Raw genomic sequence first — 19,157 nt, 5'->3', positions numbered from 1 at the left:
GCTTGAGCTAACATGTCAACAAATTATAAAGGTGTGGATTATTTCAATATAGACGCTCTTCTTTCAGAAGAAGAAAGAATGATACGCGATACTACCCGTGATTTTGTTACCAATGAAGTAATACCGGTAATCGAAAAGCATAACCAGGATATGACTTTCCCGAAAGATCTGATCCCCAAGATGGCGGAGCTTGGATTTTTCGGGCCAACACTGCCTGCTGAATACGGCGGAATGGAAATTAATAACGTTGCATATGGTTTAATGATGACCGAGCTTGAAAGGGGAGACTCCGGCCTCAGAAGCTTCGCTTCGGTGCAGTCGGGACTCGTTATGTACCCGATCTACGCATACGGAAGTGAAGAGCAGAAGAAAAAATGGCTTCCTTCACTTGCCAAAGCTGAAAAAATTGGATGCTTTGGATTAACAGAGCCTGATTTCGGATCAAACCCCGGCGGCATGATAACCAATGCTAAAAAAGTTGATGGCGGCTACATTCTAAATGGCGCTAAGATGTGGATAACCAATTCACCGATTGCGGATATTGCCGTTGTATGGGCAAAGCTTGATGGAGTTGTACACGGTTTTTTAGTTGAACGCGGATTTAAAGGATTTGAAACTCCCCAGACCCACGGTAAGCTTTCATTGCGCGCATCAATTACGGGTGAAATTACTTTGCAGGATGTGTTTGTACCGGATGCGAATCTGCTGCCCGGCGTAAAAGGACTTAAGGGTCCATTAGGCTGCCTTAACCAGGCAAGGTACGGCATTGCATGGGGCGTACTTGGCAGCGCTATGGAGTGTTACGCAACAGCACTGGAGTATTCACTCTCACGCATACAGTTCGATAAACCCATTGCCGCATACCAGATGACGCAGGAAAAGCTTGTATGGATGCTGAATGAAATTACAAAGGGACAATTAATGGTTTACCGTTTAGGCAGGATGAAGGATGACGGCACAATTAAGCATACACATATCAGCATGGCTAAGCGCAATAACTGCGAAATAGCATTGACTATCTGCCGTATGGCGCGCGAAATTCTAGGCGCAAACGGTATACTTGATGAATACCCTGTAATGCGCCATGCAAATAATCTTGAATCAGTTAAGACCTACGAAGGCACACATGAAATGCATACATTGATAATTGGTGAAGATATTACGGGAATTCCGAGCTTCAGAGTGGATTACAAAGACTAAACCATAATTTAAAGGATTAAAAGATTACCATGATTTATAATGTCCGTTCACCGAACGGAGATTTTTTTATGAAGCGGGTGTAGCCCGCTTTTTTTTACGATCGACAAGAAACCTAATCAATGATTCTGATTATTTTTTCTTGTCTTTATTTAAAGCTTCTAAATATTTTTCAAATTCAGTAACATTAAATAATACTTTATTGTAATTGCTAAAATTGCTTGTCACTAAGGAGGGAGGAGTTAAATGTTTCTTGCTACCTCGAGAGTCTACTATGCAACGTTCTTTTAGCCCAAAACCAATCATATCTGCTTCAAAGCCCATAAAGTCTATTTCCTTAGTAAGCTCTGGTTGCTCTTCTAGTATTTTTTGTATTCTTACAAAATAGAACTTCTTGTAGAGCATATAAAACCACCCACCAATAAGTTTAATCGCGTAATATATATTTTTTAGAGGGTGGATAATTTCGTATTTGTTCCAAGTTTTTCCAATTTCTTCATAAGTTAAATTGTTTTTATGTTTATCTATTAATTTGATTAATCCATCGGTCCATTCCTCTAATATTTCGAAATCGTTACCCTCAAACGTGCCCTCTTTCTTCTGTTCGCATAACAATATTCCGATTATAGAAGAATACATATCAATATATTCCCAATATGGGACATTATCACTTTTTGTTTCAAAAGTTGAATATATTGGATTGTAGAAAATACTAAGCAATTCCTTCTCTAGTAATTCACATATTTTAGATCTCACAGTTATCTTAAAATTTAATTTATCACTTTGTATTTCATAACTATCCATATTTTTACCATCGTACATTGTTCTGAAATTAATAAAGATAATTGTAAAGGTGTAAATTTGATGTAGAATATGATTAACTTCAGTAAAGTAACCTTTTTTCAAAGCTCTCCTTATATTTTGATTTAAATTAGATAAGAATTCCTCAATTTGCTCTAAAAGTTCATATATATAATGATCATCTTCACTAGAAAGCATTTTATTTATAATATTAGTAAGCAATCTGTCAAAACCATAATTACTCAAAGGGTAATAGAAAGGGGCAATATTAGTCTCATATTTGTGTTCATAGTCATCTTCAAAAAAATCTTTTAAAGTTTCATTAATTTCTTTTAGTACTTTCCTTAGATGCATTGAGTCAACTTGAGATATTGCTTTTAGGGATTCAAATAATTTATACACTATAAGACTAGTTGTTTCATTAGCTCGAGTAGCAACATAATTTCCAAAGTTTATGTGTAATCTTGATGAGATTGTGCTTGTAAAACACAATTTTTCTATACAAAATTGGGTCGTGCCAATATAATCATTCTCAATTGATTTTAAAGCAATATTTTTTATTTCTGAGATTGCACTATAAGGTGCAGTTGATGTTTCACGCAACATTTCTTGACTTAATATAATATCTTTTAGGTCGTCAACAAAAATGTTTACTGCAAAATTGAATTTATCGGGTGTTCCTTTAATATTAAAGGCAGCATGCGCAAATCCTCCCAAACATTTCACCAAGCTATCCATAATTTTTGTGTGATTATCAACCTTTATCGATTTTCTCAAATCGATAAACCTTTCAGTTGCAAACATAAAGAAGGGTTCATTATATGATGATGTATTTCTAATTTTTACTGAATATGTATTTGCTATTTTTATAAGGTTATTCATAGTAAAAGAAAAATACTCAAATCTGTCCATTTGTATCGATCTTTGAGCAAAATCGAACAAATAGTCTATATCTTTCTTTAGGGAATCAATAGATTCATATTTCTCTTTCTTAAGATTTGATATAATTCTTTTGGCTCTTGATTTAATTTGATTTCTTATATCAAGGAAGTAAAATACTCTTAAAACTAAAACAGATAGTATGATTAATGAAAAATATCCAGTACCTATGCTTATACTCATTGTTATTGCATCGGAATCAAAAAACAGTAATGTAAAATTATAACCAAAAATAAACACGAGAGTTGCAAAACACCCTAATATAATTTTATCAAAAAGTACTTCATTGACTGTATCCTGTGAGAATTTACCTAATAAATTCTGAATTGGTAGCGCAAAGAGAGTAAAAAAAATGGCAAGAATTGTGCCAACAAATGTTAGTAATATATTTAAAATTTCTTTGTAGTTTTGAAGATAATATTCTTTCATAACTTGAAATTATGATTGGGTTTCATTTTGTAAAACATTATATATAATCATTCTTTAGAAAATTGCTTTAAATAGATTTTGTCTAGAAACTCCATTTCTGATAAAGAATAACAGTATGGTCTAATCTGTTGTATATTTTCTGTAAAATCAACAAGGTCTGGTAAAATGATTTGTCTAATCTGTTTTGTTGAATCTAATCTTTCTTCCAATGGTGTATTATCTACAAATTTGTATTTCATTTCTTGGATGAGATACATATCATAATATCCACCAACAGCATTAGAATAGATAAACATTGTGTGCAAATAGCTTTGTTCCTGTGATGCATTTCCAGTTAACTCTGATTCCACATAAAACCACTTTGCCTCAGAAGGATAAATGACATAATCACTAAAAGTTGAATCTAAGAAAAACTCTATTCTGGTTGTATCTTGTTCTATTACTTTTTGTCTCAAAACAGGTCTTAATGTTGGTATATCATTGGTAAATTTTGCAAGGATATAACAAACATCTTTAGAGTTGTTTTTTATCTTAACCCAAAATCCAACACCAAAAAGCGTGAGTTTTCCAGTTGATGGATTTAATAAAAGCTTGGGTTTACTTAATTTAATACTATCGAGCTTTAATTCAGAATAGTGTTCGCGATACTTTGATTCAATTGCAAAGATCTCATTTAATCTATTTGTCAAATGAAACAACGTGCTCAAATAAGCGGCTAGAAATATCCCAAATAAAGTAATACCTTTCGTGGTAAACCAAAAATTTGGTTTAAATTCTTTTTTTGTTATTTTGTTTGGTTCCAATATGCCTGATGATGTATAGGTTTCTATTTTACAAATATAGGTATAAACTTCGAAAAAAAAATATATTAGAGGTAAAAACTAACCCCCGTTGTTGGTGTTGTCACCAACAACATTTTAATTTGTGTTAGCTGTTGGTCACACCGCTATGCGGCAAGACCAACAGCGGGCGGCTAGAAACGAATTTAAGGCTGATGTCAATCAGCCATTTTTCACTCACCACTTCTCCGTTGCAACTTCGAAAACTTACACGTAATTTTACATTTCTAAATGATATTAAACTAAATATAGCTGTTGGTGACGCTTCGCTAAAACTGCAATGGCAGTCAGGCACCAACAACGGGAGTTTTTCAATTAAAAATAATATGCTAACCACAGAAAATAAACCTGTAAGATTAATTGCAGATGTGCTACTAATACATAAAGATTCAGTTTTGCTATGTAAATACAAAGATTTAAACAAATACGACCATCAAAAAGGATGGTTTATCCCGGATGACCTGGTGAAATTCAATGAGCATCCTTCGGATGCCGCAAGGCGGATACTGAATGAGCAAATGAGCTATATTACAGCTAATCTCGCTCTTGGGTTCATAGAATCCTTTATTGGTAATGACGGTTCATGGCATTTGATATTCCATTACTGGCAGAAGGTCGATGCATTGCCTGAGATTATGCCAACGGGTGAAATCAGCGATTACAAATGGTTTGATAGGTTCGCACTGCCTGAGGAGAGCGAAATCGCGCATCATGGCTGGGCAAAATACACAATAGAAAAAATATATTCCAACATGAGATAGAATTTTGTAAAAAATATTATTATATGCACAACTACGAAACTTTAATTGTTCTGAAGTCCTCTCATATGGTCCTTAACCGAAACTTAAAATATATTTCGCATGAAGAAAGTATTATATCACCTGCTCAGGGAGGAAACTCTTTGAACTGGGTAGTAGGTCATATTATCGTAAGCCGTGATGATATCAGGGAGCTTATCGGACTTGACAGGCTATGCGGCGATAATATGAAAATGTATGACCGTGATACAGAGCCTGTATCACCTGATAAGCTTATGGATCTTGGCAAACTTTTGGAAATGTACAATGACGGACAGAATATCCTTGAAGAAAAACTTAAATCAACAGACCTCCGTGAGGAAAACGAAAAATACAGGATGGTAACTTTTCTTGCTTTCCATGAATCATATCATGTGGGTCAAACAGGATTATTAAGAAGAATTATAGGCAAAGAAGGAGCAATCAAGTAAAATGGCAGAACAAAGAGATTTTGATAAATTATGGAACTACGACGATCCGGCAGCTACTGAACAAAAGTTCAGAGAACTTTTGCCTTCGGCTGAAAAGGGTATGGATCAGGCGTATTATTTAGAGCTTTTAGCACAGCTTGCGCGCACGCAGAGCCTGCAGCGTAAGTTTACTGAAGCTCATGAAATACTTGATAAGGTAATGAAGAAGCTGAAGCCTGAGCATATTGTGCCGCGCATCAGATTTATGCTTGAGCGGGGCAGGACATTTAATTCCTCAAAAGAGTATGAAAAAGCGCGTGAGCTTTTTATGGGCGCATACATGCAGGCAGATAAATACGGCGAGGATAATTTAGCAATTGATGCTGTTCACATGCTGGGAATTGTAGATAAAGGCGAAGACTCGCTTAAATGGAATGAGCTTGCTATAAAAATGGCTGAAGAAACAAACGATGAAAAAGCGAAGGGATGGCTAGGCGCGCTGTATAATAATACGGGGTGGACCTATCACGATATGGAAGAGTATGATAAAGCACTTGAGCTATTTGAGCGTAATGTAAAATGGCATACTGAAAGGAAATCAGGGATGCAGCTATATATCGCAAAATGGTCAGTAGCCCGCTGCTTAAGGTCACTTGGCCGCACCGAAGAGGCGCTGGAAATGCAGCTTGCGCTGCGCGGTAAGGATAGCGAAATGTATAGCTGTGAAGATGGCTACAACTCCGAAGAAATTGCAGAGTGTCTGTATGCACTAGGCAGAGCTGGTGAAGCGAAGCCGTATTTTAAAAGAGCTTATGAGCAGCTTTCAAAGGATAGCTGGGTACAGGATAATGATAAAGAAAAGCTGGAGCGCCTGAAGGAGCTTGCGGAGTAATGTATGCCTGAGCTGAATGATCTGTTATTGTTTATAATTGCGGGATTAACGCTTAATATCACACCGGGACCTGATATGATGTTCGTTATAACGCGCAGTGTGGCTGAATCGACCCGCTCAGGAGTAATTTCCTCATTGGGAATTGCTGCAGGCAGCCTGTTTCACACATTTGCAGTAGCTCTGGGTCTGGCCGCCTTGCTTATGGCAGTGCCTGCCGCGTACGAGGTAATTAAATATGCAGGCGCAGCTTACCTTGTATATTTGGGAATAAAAACCTTCTTAAGCAAACAATCGCTGCAGTTTGATGTAGATAAAAAACCTGTTAAAATGCATTCGGTTTTTTTGCAGGCTATGATAACAAATATTTTTAATCCAAAAGTAGCGCTCTTTTTCCTGGCATTCTTGCCGCAGTTTGTGAATCCGGAAGGCAACATTACATTGCAGCTTATATTGCTGGGATTACTTTTCAATTTCAACGGAACAATTGTGAATATACTTGTTGCGCTCTCAGCCGGCAGGCTTGGTAAGTTCATTAAGCTGAAGCTGAATAATTCATCAATCTTTAAATGGATAACTGGAAGTGTGTTTATCGGGCTTGGTATAAGGCTTGCATTGCTTGAAAGGAAATGAATTGACGGAAATTCTTAAAAGCGGAAATTACTTAGGTATCACAAAAAGCTCAATTGATTACAACGGAATTCTTATCACCGATACCTTATATAATAATGATCACGAATTTGCTCCACATGCCCATGAAAATCTATACATAGCCTATGTAATTGAAGGCAGCTACATTGAATCAACCCGCAGTGAAACCAAAAGATGTTTGCCCGGCTCAGTTGTTTTACACAGAATTGATGAGAAGCATACAAATTCTTCATTTGCTGCAAGGAACAGGATACTGAATGCTGAAATAGGGCAGAGGTGGTTTGAAAAATATAATTTAAGCACTGCAGCAATTGAAAAAAATATCAGCAGGAATAATTTTCAATTTAAGATTTTATTTTCGAATCTGTATAATGAATATCTTATCAACGATAATGTTACTGCCCTTGCTTTTGAAACTGGGATTTTGGAAGCATTTAATTCAGTACTGGCTGCAGGTAATTTTATTTCCCGGAATAGGCCTGAATGGGTGAAGAAAACAGAGGAGATACTGCGGTTTGAGGAACCGTCAAGACTTGATCTGACATTTCTTGCAAATGAGACCGGTGTGCATCCTGCTCATATTTCAAGGGATTTCAAGAGATATTTCCGCTGTACTATGAGTGAATATGTAAGGAGGCTTAAGGTGGAAAAAGCAGGTGAGTATCTCACCGCGGGTAAATTCACACTTGCAGAAGTAAGCTACATATGCGGTTTTGCTGATCAAAGCCACTTTACCAGGATTTTTAAAAAATTTAAAGGCTTAACACCGCTGGAATATAAGAACCTGGTTATAAATTAGTTTTAATCTGCCGCTTTGTGCGTTAAAAATATTCTATACTTTCTTTCCCTATGCATGGTATTTTAAAATTAAAAATTTAAAATGCTATTTAAAACAAACTTTATCTTATTGATTACTGTATTACAATTGATTTTTTCTGCTCAATTTGTTTTATCAAACCAAAAACCTATGACAAACTGGAAAATTGAACCATCCTTCAAGTATGATATGTGCTGTTTTATGAACATACTTACAGCAGACCCGTATTATAAAGAGCATTATCCGGAGGAACCGAATCCGTATGAAAAAACTATGCCTGCAGAAGTACAAAATTCAGTTACATCGCTGCACAAAAAGCTTAAGCTTGAAAATAATATTATCATATCAGCATGGCTATGCCTGTATTTTTCAGCTATTGAGGGGGAGGAGCTTGATGACCTGATTGCGGCGGTTAAAGATCCGGAAGAACTAAAAGCCAATTTCAAAAAAACGCCGTATTATGATGATGACAGCTGGGAAATATTTGCTTCTGTGAAAAATGAACTATTGATAATCCTGCAATTTCTGAAAGATAGCGGATTTAAAGAATACTGGACTCTGAACATAAAACCTAGAATTGATAAAAGGATAGAAGCTGAGAAGCCCGGTTTGGATAAATATGATGTTATAACGCAAAATGAAAAAATGCTTGGCTTTAAGCTGCCAACCGATACAATAACTGTATATATGCTTTATTATAACAGGCCGCATGGCATTAAAATAACGGGAATGCGGTTTTTGACATCGATTGCATGGCCGTTCGAGATAACTATCCGCACGGCTGCACATGAGATGATGCATCCGCCGTATGATTACAATACAGATGCAGAGCTTAGAGCTGTAATTGAATCATTTAGCACAGATGAGTTTGTTATGGATAAAGTGAATAATCATAACAAATCCCTGGGATACAATACACTTGACGGGCTGTTTGAAGAGGATTGCGTTCAATCGCTTGACCAGCTGATAAATGAAAATCTCGGAATTGGGGCAGATGCCCGTAAAAGATGGAAGGAAAGTGATGAAGGAATTCATGTTATAGCAATAGCATTGTACCAGATCATGAAAGAAGATAATTATAATTCAAAGGGTGAATTGTTCAGAGATTATATAATACGTATTAATAAAGATGGTAGATTAATTCCCGGTAAAATAAAGGGATACTGTGATAAATTCTATAATTAATGTTATATTTGGATAAATAAAATATTAATTTTAATGGGCGGTAATTCAACAGATAACAATTTCAGAAAAGATGATAACCTGCTGGTAAAACCCGGTAAAAAGGTGCGTCTTAATAATTTTGATACAAAGTATACAGGCGGTTTTAAAGATAAAGAGGACGCTGCTGAAATGCTGGCAAAAGATATAACAAGGCTGGCAGAGCTTCAGGATATGCTTTATGCCATGAATAAGTATTCACTTCTTGTAGTTATCCAGGCAATGGATGCTGCAGGCAAGGATGGCACTATAAAACACGTTATGACCGGTATAAATCCCCAGGGATGCAGCGTTACAAGCTTTAAGCAGCCTTCGGCTGAGGAGCTTCAGCATGATTTCCTGTGGCGGATAAACAAAGCCATGCCTAAAAGGGGAATGATAGCCATTTTTAACCGTTCACATTACGAAGAAGTGCTTGTAACCCGGGTGCATCCTGAATATATTCTCGGCCAAAACATTCCGGGGATTGATTCCGTTGATAAAATTGATAAGAAGTTCTGGCAGAAACGCTATGATATGATAAATAATTTTGAAAAACAGGCGTATGAGAACGGTACGGTTATTTTAAAGTTCTTTCTCCATGTATCAAAGGATGAGCAGAAAAAACGGTTTTTAGCCAGAATAGAAGAACCGGATAAGAACTGGAAATTTTCTGCAAGTGATGTAAAGGAGCGGCAATTATGGGATAAATATATGGAAGCTTTCGAACAAGCTATAGAAAACACATCTACAGAATATGCGCCCTGGTATATAATTCCCGCTGACAGGAAATGGTTCATGCGTGCCGCAGTTGGCGATATAATTGTGGGCACCTTAGAAAAAATGGATTTGGCTTATCCAACATTATCCGAAAAGGAAATGCTGGAACTCCAAGCCGCTAAAGAGCTTATTCTAAAAGAAGATAGCGATAAATAAGTAATGTGAATTCTATTGCCTATTTGAGGCTGTCAGGATTTGTTTGATAGTAGAGTTGATATCCAGATCCTGCAGTTCTTCGAGGCTTATTGGCAGGACTTGTGACCAGTTATTCCGGCTGACTGAGCCGGGAGTATTTATCCGGCAGTTGTACCGTCCAATCTTTGGCAGCAGCTCTTCACTTAGCGATAAATAATCCTGAATTAACTGAATACTGAACACAGAATTTGAGTAATTAATCGTTTCCAGGCACTTTTTAACCAGTTCAGCTGAAATCCCGTCAATATCCGCTTCAAACCCAAGGTAACCCAGGAATTTTTCCTTTTCCATGTAACTTTCAGAATATGCGTGCAGGATGCTGTGGATCGCTTCCTGAGGCACTCCAAGTATTTCAGCCAGCAGGCGTGGAGAGCTAATTTCAGCATTCCAATACAGCCTGCCATGCTTTGAGCGTTTTTTATCAAAAAGAATCTTTTTGCAGTATTTCACGTGACCGGGGTGAATACCTGCTTTTTCGCATGAAAGATCGAACAGTTTTTCATCAATTGTACCGGCTTCGAACTGCCACCAGTTGACCCAAAAGCTGGAATCATGGGTTGAGCAAACAGCTGCTGAATTGAGCCTGTATTCCTGCGGCGGGCGGAAGCTGCCGCCATTTTTGTAATACCTCTGGAAATCAATGCCAGGTATACCATACTCATACAATACATGGAAAGAACAGCCGGGAACAGTGCCAAGATCTTCAGCGCAGGGCAGCATTTTAGCTGCATTTACCATTTCTTCTATGATCCTTCTGCCGTGCGGCTCCCAAAGGTATTCTTCCTTCGGCATAAATGTGCCGGGCGAAGTATTTTCATCTGCGGCGCTTACCCATACCCTGAAGAGTCCGACAAAATGATCTATCCTGTACATATCGTAAAAATTTTCAGCATACTTCAGCTTTTCTTTCAGATAAATAAAGCCATCGTTGGCAATGCTGTTCCAGTCATACGGCGGCATACCCCATTTTTGGCCCATAGCAAAGTACATATCAGGCGGCGCGCCTGATGAAAGGTGAAGCAAAAAGTAGCCGGGGTTAGACCATACATCGGCGCTTTCACGGGATACCAGAAAGGGAAGATCGCCAAGCAAAAGGATATTCTGCCGGGTAAGCTCTTTTTTTACCTCTGTAAGCTGTTCAAAAAGCTGCCACTGCAGCCATTTATGGAATTCGATCCGCTCGAAATTCAGCTTTTCAAAGCTTTCAATTGCATGATGTGCTCGGTCCCTTAATTCCGGCTCCCATTCACGCCATCCTTTGCCGGGGTTACTTTCAGCTATAACTTTATAAACCGCGTAATCATTCAGCCAGTATTTAGAGCTTTGTTTAAATGATAAAAAGGCGGGCAGATTATCAGTTCTTGTGAGCTTGTAAATTTTCCACAGCAAAGCAAGCTTTGCATGTTTTATTTTATAGTTTACTTTGCCGAATAATGGCCTGTATTTTTTCTTAAGCCTGTTAAGCTCACCTGAAAACTCCGTAACATCAGCATCACGGATATCCTTTATTGCCAGGTACATCGGGTCAATTGCAAAGGATGATACAGAATTGTATGGCGCGAAATCACCGCCAACATCATTCAATGGCAGAAGCTGGATTATTGAGATTCCCGTATTTTTGCACCATTTGCCAAGCAGCCGGAGATCAGGGATCTCACCAACACCTGTGCTTTCAGCGGAAAAAACCGAATACAGTGGTAATGCAGCACCGGCACGGCGCTTTAGGCCTATCCTTTGCCATTTATCAGATGTCCTGCTGTTTAAAAAGTATGATTCGTAATTTTCTGAATTACTCAAATTCGTTTATTTTTGATTTTCTTCCAGGTGTTTATGGGGCAGCACAAGCTTTTCATACACGCCTTTGCCTGTTTTATATTTGGGAATGTTGCTTTTAGCTTCTCCAAGGCGTTTTTTGAATTCATTTTCAACATTAATTCCGGTCAGCTCGTATACAATTTCCATAGCCCGGGCGGCATATTCAAGTATCTTTACTGTTTCAAGTCCTGATATTTCACTGAAGAACCACCCGCAGCTTGTATACATCAGCATTGAATAACGCTGCATTTCAAGCAGCTTAACAGCGGTTTGTTCTTCGTTTTGGGAAAGCTGCTTATGTGAATTATCTTTAAAGAACTTAGCCCTGTTCTCTGAACTGTTATCAAGCATCAGGGTTATGTATTCATTTCTTGCTTTCCAGACATCATAAAAGATTAGGCTGCCCAGGTTTTCAAAAATAATTATCATCTGGTTACGCAGCCAGTCCATTGTTTCGCGCAGCGGTTTGCGCCACTGCTGAACCCATCCGCCACCGCCTCCGCAGCCGCAATCTTCATTCCACCGCTTAACCCCGTGTACACAGCTCCATGAAGTACCTTCGCCGTTATCACCGGGCTTGATTTTAACCTCAAATTGCGGGGGGTGCAGTTCAAGATACTCGCCGAAATTAACTATCTTTAGCTCATTTTGAGGCGCAAGTGAGCGCATAAAATATGCAAGGGTTCTTTCAGCATGTTTTTTATGGTGACCGAAGGTCTCGCCATCGGTTGCTACACTTATTAGCTGGTCACCGGGAGAGTCCTTATCTTCGGCATTAAAAATTTTCTTTAGCAGGTTTTGTGAGCTCTCAAGCACGTCATCAAACGCAACTGATTTTGAGACGGGGCCGTCATAAAAAAAGATATCGATATACCTGTTCTTCTGAGTTTCTGAATAACACCTGTAAGGTCTTTTTGGATTTATAGAACCGTCATTTACATCTATCCACTTATCAGCGCCTGATCTCCTGTAAAATGCAGCCTGGCTGGTATCTAGAATAATATACTTTACTCCTAAAGTTATCAGGACTTCGAGTGTATCAGGGTTGCAAGCGGTTTCAGGAAGCCAGATGCCTTCGGAATCACGCCCGAAGTGGTGTTTAAAATCAGCGAGTCCCCACAGCACCTGTGTAATTTTATCATTCAGGTTAGCAAGCGGCATTATCATGTGGTTGTAACACATGGCAATTGCATTGCCGTGGCCATTATGCAGGGGAATGCTTTTTTTATCTGCATCGATTATCTTTTCGTACGTTTCGGGATGTTTGGCTTTAATCCACGCCAGCAGGTTTGGCCCGAAATTAAAATTGAGGGTTTCGTAATTATTGAACACAGAAACAACTTTGCCCTCATCATCTATTATTTCTGCTTTTGAATTGGTCTTGTAACATTCATCATAGATGCGTTCATTCCAGTCATGATACGGCGCGGCGCTATCCTGTTTTTCAATTTCGCCCGTCCAAGGATTTTCCCTTGGCGGCTGGTAAAAATGCCCGTGTATGCAGATGTTAATCAAATAGTGAAGTGGTTAAGTGGTGAAATAGTGAAAGATAAATACAAATTCATAAATCTGAAATAAATTCCCCAGGAGATAGATTTGCTTGTTTTAAAATGCCTTTTAATGTACCAATAGCAACTTCTTTGTGCAGTGGAACAACGCAGCCGATTTCTTTGGAATCCACATACTTTTTCAAAATTACATGGCTGCCTTTTTGTCTGATCTCTGAAAAACCAAATTTGTTAAGTATTTTTATAATTTCTCTACCGGAAAGTATTGGTAATTTAGGCATGTGTTACCTGAAAAGTGGTAATTATGGAAGTATATGATTCATCAAGAGGGAATTCATCCAAATATAATTCAGTGGCTTCTTTCAGGTTTGAAACGGCTTCTTCAATAGTAAAACCTTGGCTGACTGTTCCCACTTCTGGACAATTAGCCACATAAATATTTTTTTCTTTATGTATTACTGCTGTAAATTGCCGGTTACTCATTTTATTAGTTTGTTATTTCTAAATATAATAACTTTTGAGCATTATTAAAATGTTCCAATATGTTATGCCTTAATACCGTATCGCATCCGCATCGGGAGGGGAGTAACCAAGCAGCCTGCTCATTATCATTAGCTGCCCTTTATGGTGGAACTCATGAGTTGTTACATGTGTAAACAGGTCAAGAGCTGTATAGGTGAAATCCTTTTTCTGCCATGTAATGTATCCCGTAATTTTATCAAACGGGTCTGAATGCTCACTAATAAATTCTTCTACTATGGAATTTATCGTTTCAAAAGCAGTGCAGAAATCATTTGCGCTTTTCAGCTCTTCAGTTTTAAAATACGGATACTCTTCTTTTTTGGCGAAGCGTTTTAGCCAGTGAATATATGTGTTCAGTGAATGGATGTATAATGACTGCATTGAGGAGTTATTAAAACTTTCCAGCTTTCGGGCAAAATCAGAAGGCTTAATTTCAGAAAAATACTTCAGCACAACTTCACGTGATGACTTGATAAGCAGGTATTGAGATGAGAGTATATTCATAACTTAAGTTATATTTCAAGCAGTTTATTTATAGTATTCCAGTTTCTTATGGTGCAGTTAATTTTAAGTATTTTCTCAGGCAGGTTCTTTTTAAATAGCAGTGAATCAGAAAAATTTCCTCGGCATAAATGATAAAGGTTATCACCGATAACCTTAATGATCTCAAGATCTGATGATTGTGACTCAAGCTCTTTAACCAGAGCCTTTTCGGGTACGGATTCAAGGAACCCGGCTGATATTTTACATTCCGTATGGCCTTTAACTTTGCTGAAAGGATATTCTTTAACCAGCTTTTCCATTTCAGCACGGCTGCGTATTACGACTGTAACTTTAAATCCGAATGTACCGGAGATACCATTTTCTATCTTCTTTTTTACAGCCTCAGCTTTGGCAGTGGATTCAAATACAACATTACCGCTTTGTATATATGTACGTACATTTTTAAAGCCAAGCTTTTCCATCGTAGCTTTCAGCTCAGCCATTTTTATGGTTTTATTTCCTGTAACGTTAATACCTTTTAAAAGTGCGTAGTATATCATAATTCTTTTCTTAACAGATTTGCTATTTTATCCAATTCTTTTCGGGATGGTCTAGCTATTAAACTTATGTCATCAATGATTTCATTATTCATAATTTTTAATTGTTTTTTAGATACTACATCAGCAGAATTATTCATAGGAATTACAATTAAATGAGCATGAGAAACTCCAAAGCCATGAACTAGATACCCAACCCGTAAAGGTTTTATTTTTTTCATTAGTACCCTTGAAAGTTTTTGTGCCAGGAGAAATATTTTACTGGCTAGATCATCAGGTATATCACAAAAATGATCAATATGAGTTTTCGAAATTATTAATACTACGCCAGTATTAACGGGTTGAATATCCATTATAGCCATAATGTCAATATCCTCGAATACTATACTTGATTCTTCATTACCAGAGATAATTCTGCAGAATTCACAATCAGAGTTTAGATTTTTCATTTTTACTTAATATAGTAATAGAGATAACTATTTAATGGTAATTAATAGAATGGAATTAATTATTACTTTTGAATTTTCTTCTTCTTAGGCGGACTTTTGTGCGCAAACTCGATTCCAACATCCAGCCATTTCTGTAATTGCTTATTTGTGCGGATTCCTTCCGGCTCAACATACAAAAAGCCTTTCATAGGTTTTCCTGTGAAAGTCATAACCGCAGCATGGGGTTTATTAAGCAATGATTCGTAATCTTCCTTTAAACATCTTATCATCAGCTTATCTTCCACAATGCCGGCTATCATTTTTTCTTTCAGCATATAACAAATTCCGCCGAACATTTTCTTTATTACAAGTTTTTTATTGGAGCTCAGAAGCTCCGTAATTCTTTCCGCCAGTTTTTCGCTGTATGCCATTAATTCGCTTTTAATAAAATTCTACTGTTCCATCACTGATATTATACATACAACCGGCTATCATTATTTCATTTTTATCAAGCATTTCCTTAAGTACGGGACTTTTTAACTTAATATTTTCAATTGCCATTAATACATTTTCCTTTGAAACAAGGTCAACAAATTCAAGATTCTTTGAGGTTCTCTCACCATCATATTTAGTCCTTGCAACGGCCGGTTTTATTTTATCAAGAAGCTGGGTAAGATTACCAAGCTCTGCATCATCAATAGCGCCTTTAATTGCACCGCAGTTTGTGTGTCCCACAACAAGTATAAGCTTCGCTCCTGTAATTTTACAGGCAAATTCCATACTTCCCAATATATCATCGTTTACAAAATTTCCGGCAACCCTTGCATCAAATATATCTCCAATTCCCTGGTCAAATACGCTCTCAGGTATTACGCGTGAATCAAGGCAGTTGAGAACAACTGCGTAAGGATACTGCGCGCTTGCCGTAGCCTTCACCTGCTCCAACAAATTACGGTCAAGCATTTTACCTTCACGGTATCTTTGATGCCCTTCTTTTAAAAGCTTCAGCACGCCTTCTGGTGTTATTGATGACTGTGATTCTTTTGACTGCGTATCTGAAGGGCTTTGCGCATAAACAAAACTCCCTGAAGCTAATATAAAGCTAAAAAGCAAACATATGAACAGTTTACAACTTGAGTTTGTTCTCATTGGATGAAGTATTAGTTTTAATGAAATTCTACGAAACTAAACATATGGAATTTAATATGATAGGGGAAAAAGAGATATCAGATCAACTATTTATAAAACTTTGCCTCCAAAAATGAACTTATACTGTTTTTGTGGTTAACTAGTAATAAAAAAGCATTTAACTCCCATTTAACTGTATAGCGAGTAATACCTAGAATTGGTGTTCTTATTGTCATGCCTGCGCAGGCAGGCATCTAGCGGAAAATTTTAGAACAGCCGTTATCCGGGATTATCGTAGAGTTAATATTTGTTAGAAAATGTTTTTAAAGTAAATTATTTTGTATCCTTTGATTTTTGCTTGTGGTTAAAGTAATCTTCTGGATACCTGCTTTCGCAGGTATGACAAAAAAATTTGTCGGTATGTAAACTAAATTCTTACCCGCCGCCTTCGGTATCGGTATCAACGTAAAAATCTTCTACTGTCGAAATACCGGGAGTAATATCAGCGGAGTCATCCGGTTTTACCCATTCAAACACATTAACTGCAAGAGGGGGGAGCGTAACGTTTATCGAATTATCCCAATTCTTGCTCTGCACTGCTTCTGATTCCTTGCCGCCCATATTGCCGATACCAGAGCCGCCGTAAATTTCAGCATCGCTATTGAATATCTCTTTCCAGTAACCTGCTTCCGGCACTCCAATGCGGTAGTCATTCCTTACAGTTGGCGTCATATTGAATGTGAATAAAACTATCTGCCCTTTATCTTTTGAAACCCTGTAAAATGAAAGTACGCTGTATAATGCGTCTGAAAAATCTATCCACTGGAATCCCTCGGAGCCAAAATCAATTTCATAAAGCGCCGGGCAGTTAGCATAAAGCCTGTTGAGATCACCTGCAAAAAGGTTCAGCTTTTTGTTAAGATCAACATCTTTTATAAGCTGCCACTCAAGTGATGCTTCGCTGTTCCATTCATTATACTGCGCAATATCAGTTGTCATAAAGTTAAGCTTTTTGCCGGGGTGGCCTGCCATGAATCCAAGGAAGAGCCTCAGGTTTGCGAACTTCTGCCAGTTATCACCGGGCATTTTTTCAAGCAGTGACTTCTTGCCGTGTACGACTTCATCATGCGAGACAGGCAGTACAAAGTTTTCGCTGAACGCATACCAGAGCGAAAATGTTATCTTGCCCTGGTGAAATTTCCTGTGAATGGGGTCTTTACTGAAGTAAAGAAGTATATCATTCATCCAGCCCATGTTCCATTTCATATCAAAGCCAAGGCCGCCTTCGGTAACGGGGTGTGAAACACCCGGCCAGCTTGTGGATTCTTCGGCTATCATCATGGCATGGGGGTAATATTCATGCACGGTATTGTTAAGGTGTTTTAAGAATTCCACTGCTTCAAGATTTTCCCTTCCGCCGTGAATGTTCGGCTCCCACTCACCGTGGTCACGGGAATAATCAAGGTACAGCATCGAAGCGACTGCATCGACCCTTAGGCCGTCAACATGGTATTTTTCAAACCAGAACAGCGCGCTGGAAATCAGGAAGTTCCACACCTGCGGGCGTGAATAATCGAACACGTAAGTGTTCCAGTCCTTATGAAAACCCTTTTTATAATTTTCGTAACCGTAGATCTGTTTGCCGTCGTAGAATGCAAGCGCATGTTCATCGGAAGGGAAGTGAGCAGGTACCCAGTCCAATATAACCCCGATATTGTTGAGGTGGCAGTGGTCAACAAAGTACATAAAATCATCGGGAGTGCCAAAGCGGCTTGTGGGTGCGTAATAATGGGTTACCTGGTAACCCCAGGAAATATCCAGAGGATGCTCCATAACAGGCATAAGCTCGATATGTGTATAGCCCATGGTTTTAACGTATTCCACTATATCATGCGCAAGCTGCCCGTAGCTTAAGTATCCCCATTCATTCGGGAATTCAGTATTCTCGTAATTCTTTTTCCATGAACCAAGGTGAAGCTCGTATATGTTTATAGGGGAATTTTTGTATGACAAGGGGTCACTACCCCTTGTTCTTGAATTCCTCTCAATCCAATCAGAATCTTTCCAGGCATATTTATTTATATCATGTACAACGCAGGCGTTTTTGGGGCGGACCTCACTTCTGAAGGCATATGGGTCAATCTTTCTTCTTGTTACACCATCAACATTACTTGTAATGGCGAACTTGTATGTATCACCTTCTTTTAAGCCCGGTATAAATAAAGACCATAAGCCTGATTCATGAACTTTATGCATCATGTTGATGCCTTCGGTCCAGCCGTTGAACTCTCCAATTACAGAGATTGCGGATGCATTTGGCGCCCATGTTGTGAAGCGGACACTGGAAGTGTCTTCTTCAACAGTAATTTGCGCCCCGAACTTATCGTAAACTTTGTAGAACGTTCCTTTACTGAATAAATGAGCGTCAAAATCAGTGATAAGCTTTCCCGGATCCTCAGTTTTATTTTCTTCAACAAGCTTAATATCAGTTGTGATTATTTCCGCAGTTTCCGTTAAATCTGAACTTACTTCCCCCGTAATTTCCGGTGTTTTCTCAACCTGTTCATCGGGCTTATCATTAGTTTCTGTTTGTATATTTTGTTCCGGATGAACATTATGTTCCGAATGAACATTATGTTCCGGGTGAACATTAAGCTCCGGATGAAGCTTTGCTTCAATTTCTTTTCTGCGAAGCTCGGTTTGCCGGGCTATTGTAAGCTTTTTTTCGCTGTTATTTTCTTCTTCGTTTACCGGGTTTTTGCTCATATATAA

Annotated in this window: 20 protein-coding genes; 8 read left to right on the top strand and 12 right to left on the bottom strand. The window is 38.2% G+C overall.

Annotated features, from left to right (window positions below; all coding sequences use genetic code 11):
- The first annotated feature begins 12 nt into the window (after window positions 1-12).
- Window positions 13-1,200 carry an acyl-CoA dehydrogenase family protein gene (locus tag J0M37_12180; protein ID MBN8585842.1) on the top strand — a complete coding sequence of 396 codons (1,188 nt, stop codon included), beginning with the start codon at window positions 13-15 and terminating at the stop codon, window positions 1,198-1,200.
- 129 nt (window positions 1,201-1,329) lie between these two features.
- Here J0M37_12180 and J0M37_12175 read toward each other — a convergent pair whose 3' ends face one another.
- Both J0M37_12175 and J0M37_12170 read right to left on the bottom strand, forming a co-directional pair.
- Entirely contained in the window at window positions 1,330-3,366 is a 2,037-nt protein-coding gene (locus J0M37_12175) for a hypothetical protein (GenBank protein MBN8585841.1), read from the bottom strand.
- Between the two features lie 47 nt (window positions 3,367-3,413).
- A complete protein-coding gene (locus tag J0M37_12170; GenBank protein ID MBN8585840.1) occupies window positions 3,414-4,169 on the bottom strand; it encodes a hypothetical protein in 756 nt (251 codons plus the stop codon).
- Between the two features lie 131 nt (window positions 4,170-4,300).
- On the opposite strand from J0M37_12170, the gene J0M37_12165 reads away from it, so the two are divergent.
- From J0M37_12165 to J0M37_12135, 7 genes are all read left to right on the top strand, one after another.
- A complete protein-coding gene (locus tag J0M37_12165; protein ID MBN8585839.1) occupies window positions 4,301-4,966 on the top strand; it encodes an NUDIX hydrolase in 666 nt (221 codons plus the stop codon).
- Between the two features lie 23 nt (window positions 4,967-4,989).
- The gene (locus J0M37_12160) at window positions 4,990-5,433 is read left to right on the top strand and encodes a DinB family protein (GenBank protein ID MBN8585838.1); all 444 of its coding nucleotides are present in this window, start codon (window positions 4,990-4,992) and stop codon (window positions 5,431-5,433) included.
- 1 nt (window position 5,434) lies between these two features.
- Window positions 5,435-6,304 carry a tetratricopeptide repeat protein gene (locus J0M37_12155; protein ID MBN8585837.1) on the top strand — a complete coding sequence of 290 codons (870 nt, stop codon included), beginning with the start codon at window positions 5,435-5,437 and terminating at the stop codon, window positions 6,302-6,304.
- A gap of 3 nt (window positions 6,305-6,307) precedes the next feature.
- Window positions 6,308-6,934 (top strand): LysE family translocator, encoded by a 627-nt coding sequence (locus J0M37_12150; GenBank protein ID MBN8585836.1) that lies wholly within the window; start codon window positions 6,308-6,310, stop codon window positions 6,932-6,934.
- Between the two features lies 1 nt (window position 6,935).
- Window positions 6,936-7,751 carry an AraC family transcriptional regulator gene (locus tag J0M37_12145; GenBank protein ID MBN8585835.1) on the top strand — a complete coding sequence of 272 codons (816 nt, stop codon included), beginning with the start codon at window positions 6,936-6,938 and terminating at the stop codon, window positions 7,749-7,751.
- Window positions 7,752-7,919: 168 nt separating this feature from the next.
- Window positions 7,920-8,954, top strand: coding sequence for a hypothetical protein (locus tag J0M37_12140; protein MBN8585834.1), 1,035 nt, complete (start codon window positions 7,920-7,922; stop codon window positions 8,952-8,954).
- A gap of 33 nt (window positions 8,955-8,987) precedes the next feature.
- Entirely contained in the window at window positions 8,988-9,905 is a 918-nt protein-coding gene (locus J0M37_12135) for a polyphosphate kinase 2 family protein (GenBank protein MBN8585833.1), read from the top strand.
- Between the two features lie 12 nt (window positions 9,906-9,917).
- On the opposite strand, the gene J0M37_12130 is transcribed toward J0M37_12135, so the two are convergent.
- The 10 genes from J0M37_12130 to glgB form a co-directional block, all read right to left on the bottom strand.
- The gene (locus tag J0M37_12130) at window positions 9,918-11,741 is read right to left on the bottom strand and encodes a 4-alpha-glucanotransferase (protein ID MBN8585832.1); all 1,824 of its coding nucleotides are present in this window, start codon (window positions 11,739-11,741) and stop codon (window positions 9,918-9,920) included.
- 6 nt (window positions 11,742-11,747) lie between these two features.
- Window positions 11,748-13,274 (bottom strand): DUF3536 domain-containing protein, encoded by a 1,527-nt coding sequence (locus tag J0M37_12125; protein ID MBN8585831.1) that lies wholly within the window; start codon window positions 13,272-13,274, stop codon window positions 11,748-11,750.
- A gap of 46 nt (window positions 13,275-13,320) precedes the next feature.
- Window positions 13,321-13,548 (bottom strand): type II toxin-antitoxin system HicA family toxin, encoded by a 228-nt coding sequence (locus tag J0M37_12120; protein ID MBN8585830.1) that lies wholly within the window; start codon window positions 13,546-13,548, stop codon window positions 13,321-13,323.
- A complete protein-coding gene (locus tag J0M37_12115; protein ID MBN8585829.1) occupies window positions 13,541-13,750 on the bottom strand; it encodes a type II toxin-antitoxin system HicB family antitoxin in 210 nt (69 codons plus the stop codon). Before J0M37_12115 ends, J0M37_12120 begins: the two co-directional genes overlap by 8 nt.
- Before the next feature lie 69 nt (window positions 13,751-13,819).
- Window positions 13,820-14,293 carry a DinB family protein gene (locus J0M37_12110; GenBank protein ID MBN8585828.1) on the bottom strand — a complete coding sequence of 158 codons (474 nt, stop codon included), beginning with the start codon at window positions 14,291-14,293 and terminating at the stop codon, window positions 13,820-13,822.
- Window positions 14,294-14,301: 8 nt separating this feature from the next.
- Window positions 14,302-14,832, bottom strand: a complete 531-nt coding sequence (locus tag J0M37_12105; GenBank protein ID MBN8585827.1) for a DUF1697 domain-containing protein — start codon at window positions 14,830-14,832, stop codon at window positions 14,302-14,304.
- A complete protein-coding gene (locus J0M37_12100) occupies window positions 14,829-15,278 on the bottom strand; it encodes an HIT domain-containing protein (protein ID MBN8585826.1) in 450 nt (149 codons plus the stop codon). The genes J0M37_12105 and J0M37_12100 overlap by 4 nt, the downstream gene beginning before the upstream one ends.
- 62 nt (window positions 15,279-15,340) lie before the next feature.
- The gene (locus J0M37_12095; protein MBN8585825.1) at window positions 15,341-15,688 is read right to left on the bottom strand and encodes a TfoX/Sxy family protein; all 348 of its coding nucleotides are present in this window, start codon (window positions 15,686-15,688) and stop codon (window positions 15,341-15,343) included.
- Window positions 15,689-15,698: 10 nt separating this feature from the next.
- Window positions 15,699-16,406, bottom strand: a complete 708-nt coding sequence (locus tag J0M37_12090) for a carbonic anhydrase (GenBank protein MBN8585824.1) — start codon at window positions 16,404-16,406, stop codon at window positions 15,699-15,701.
- Between the two features lie 414 nt (window positions 16,407-16,820).
- Window positions 16,821-19,151: a 1,4-alpha-glucan branching protein GlgB gene (gene glgB / locus J0M37_12085; protein ID MBN8585823.1), complete on the bottom strand. Its 2,331-nt coding sequence runs from the start codon at window positions 19,149-19,151 to the stop codon at window positions 16,821-16,823.
- Window positions 19,152-19,157 lie beyond the last annotated feature (6 nt).

It is taken from the genome of Ignavibacteria bacterium, assembly GCA_017303675.1.
Taxonomy (GTDB): domain Bacteria; phylum Bacteroidota; class Ignavibacteria; order Tepidaquicellales; family OLB5; genus OLB5.
Note: the sequence above shows the minus strand (reverse complement) of the source record. Positions and strands in the feature narration are given on the sequence as shown.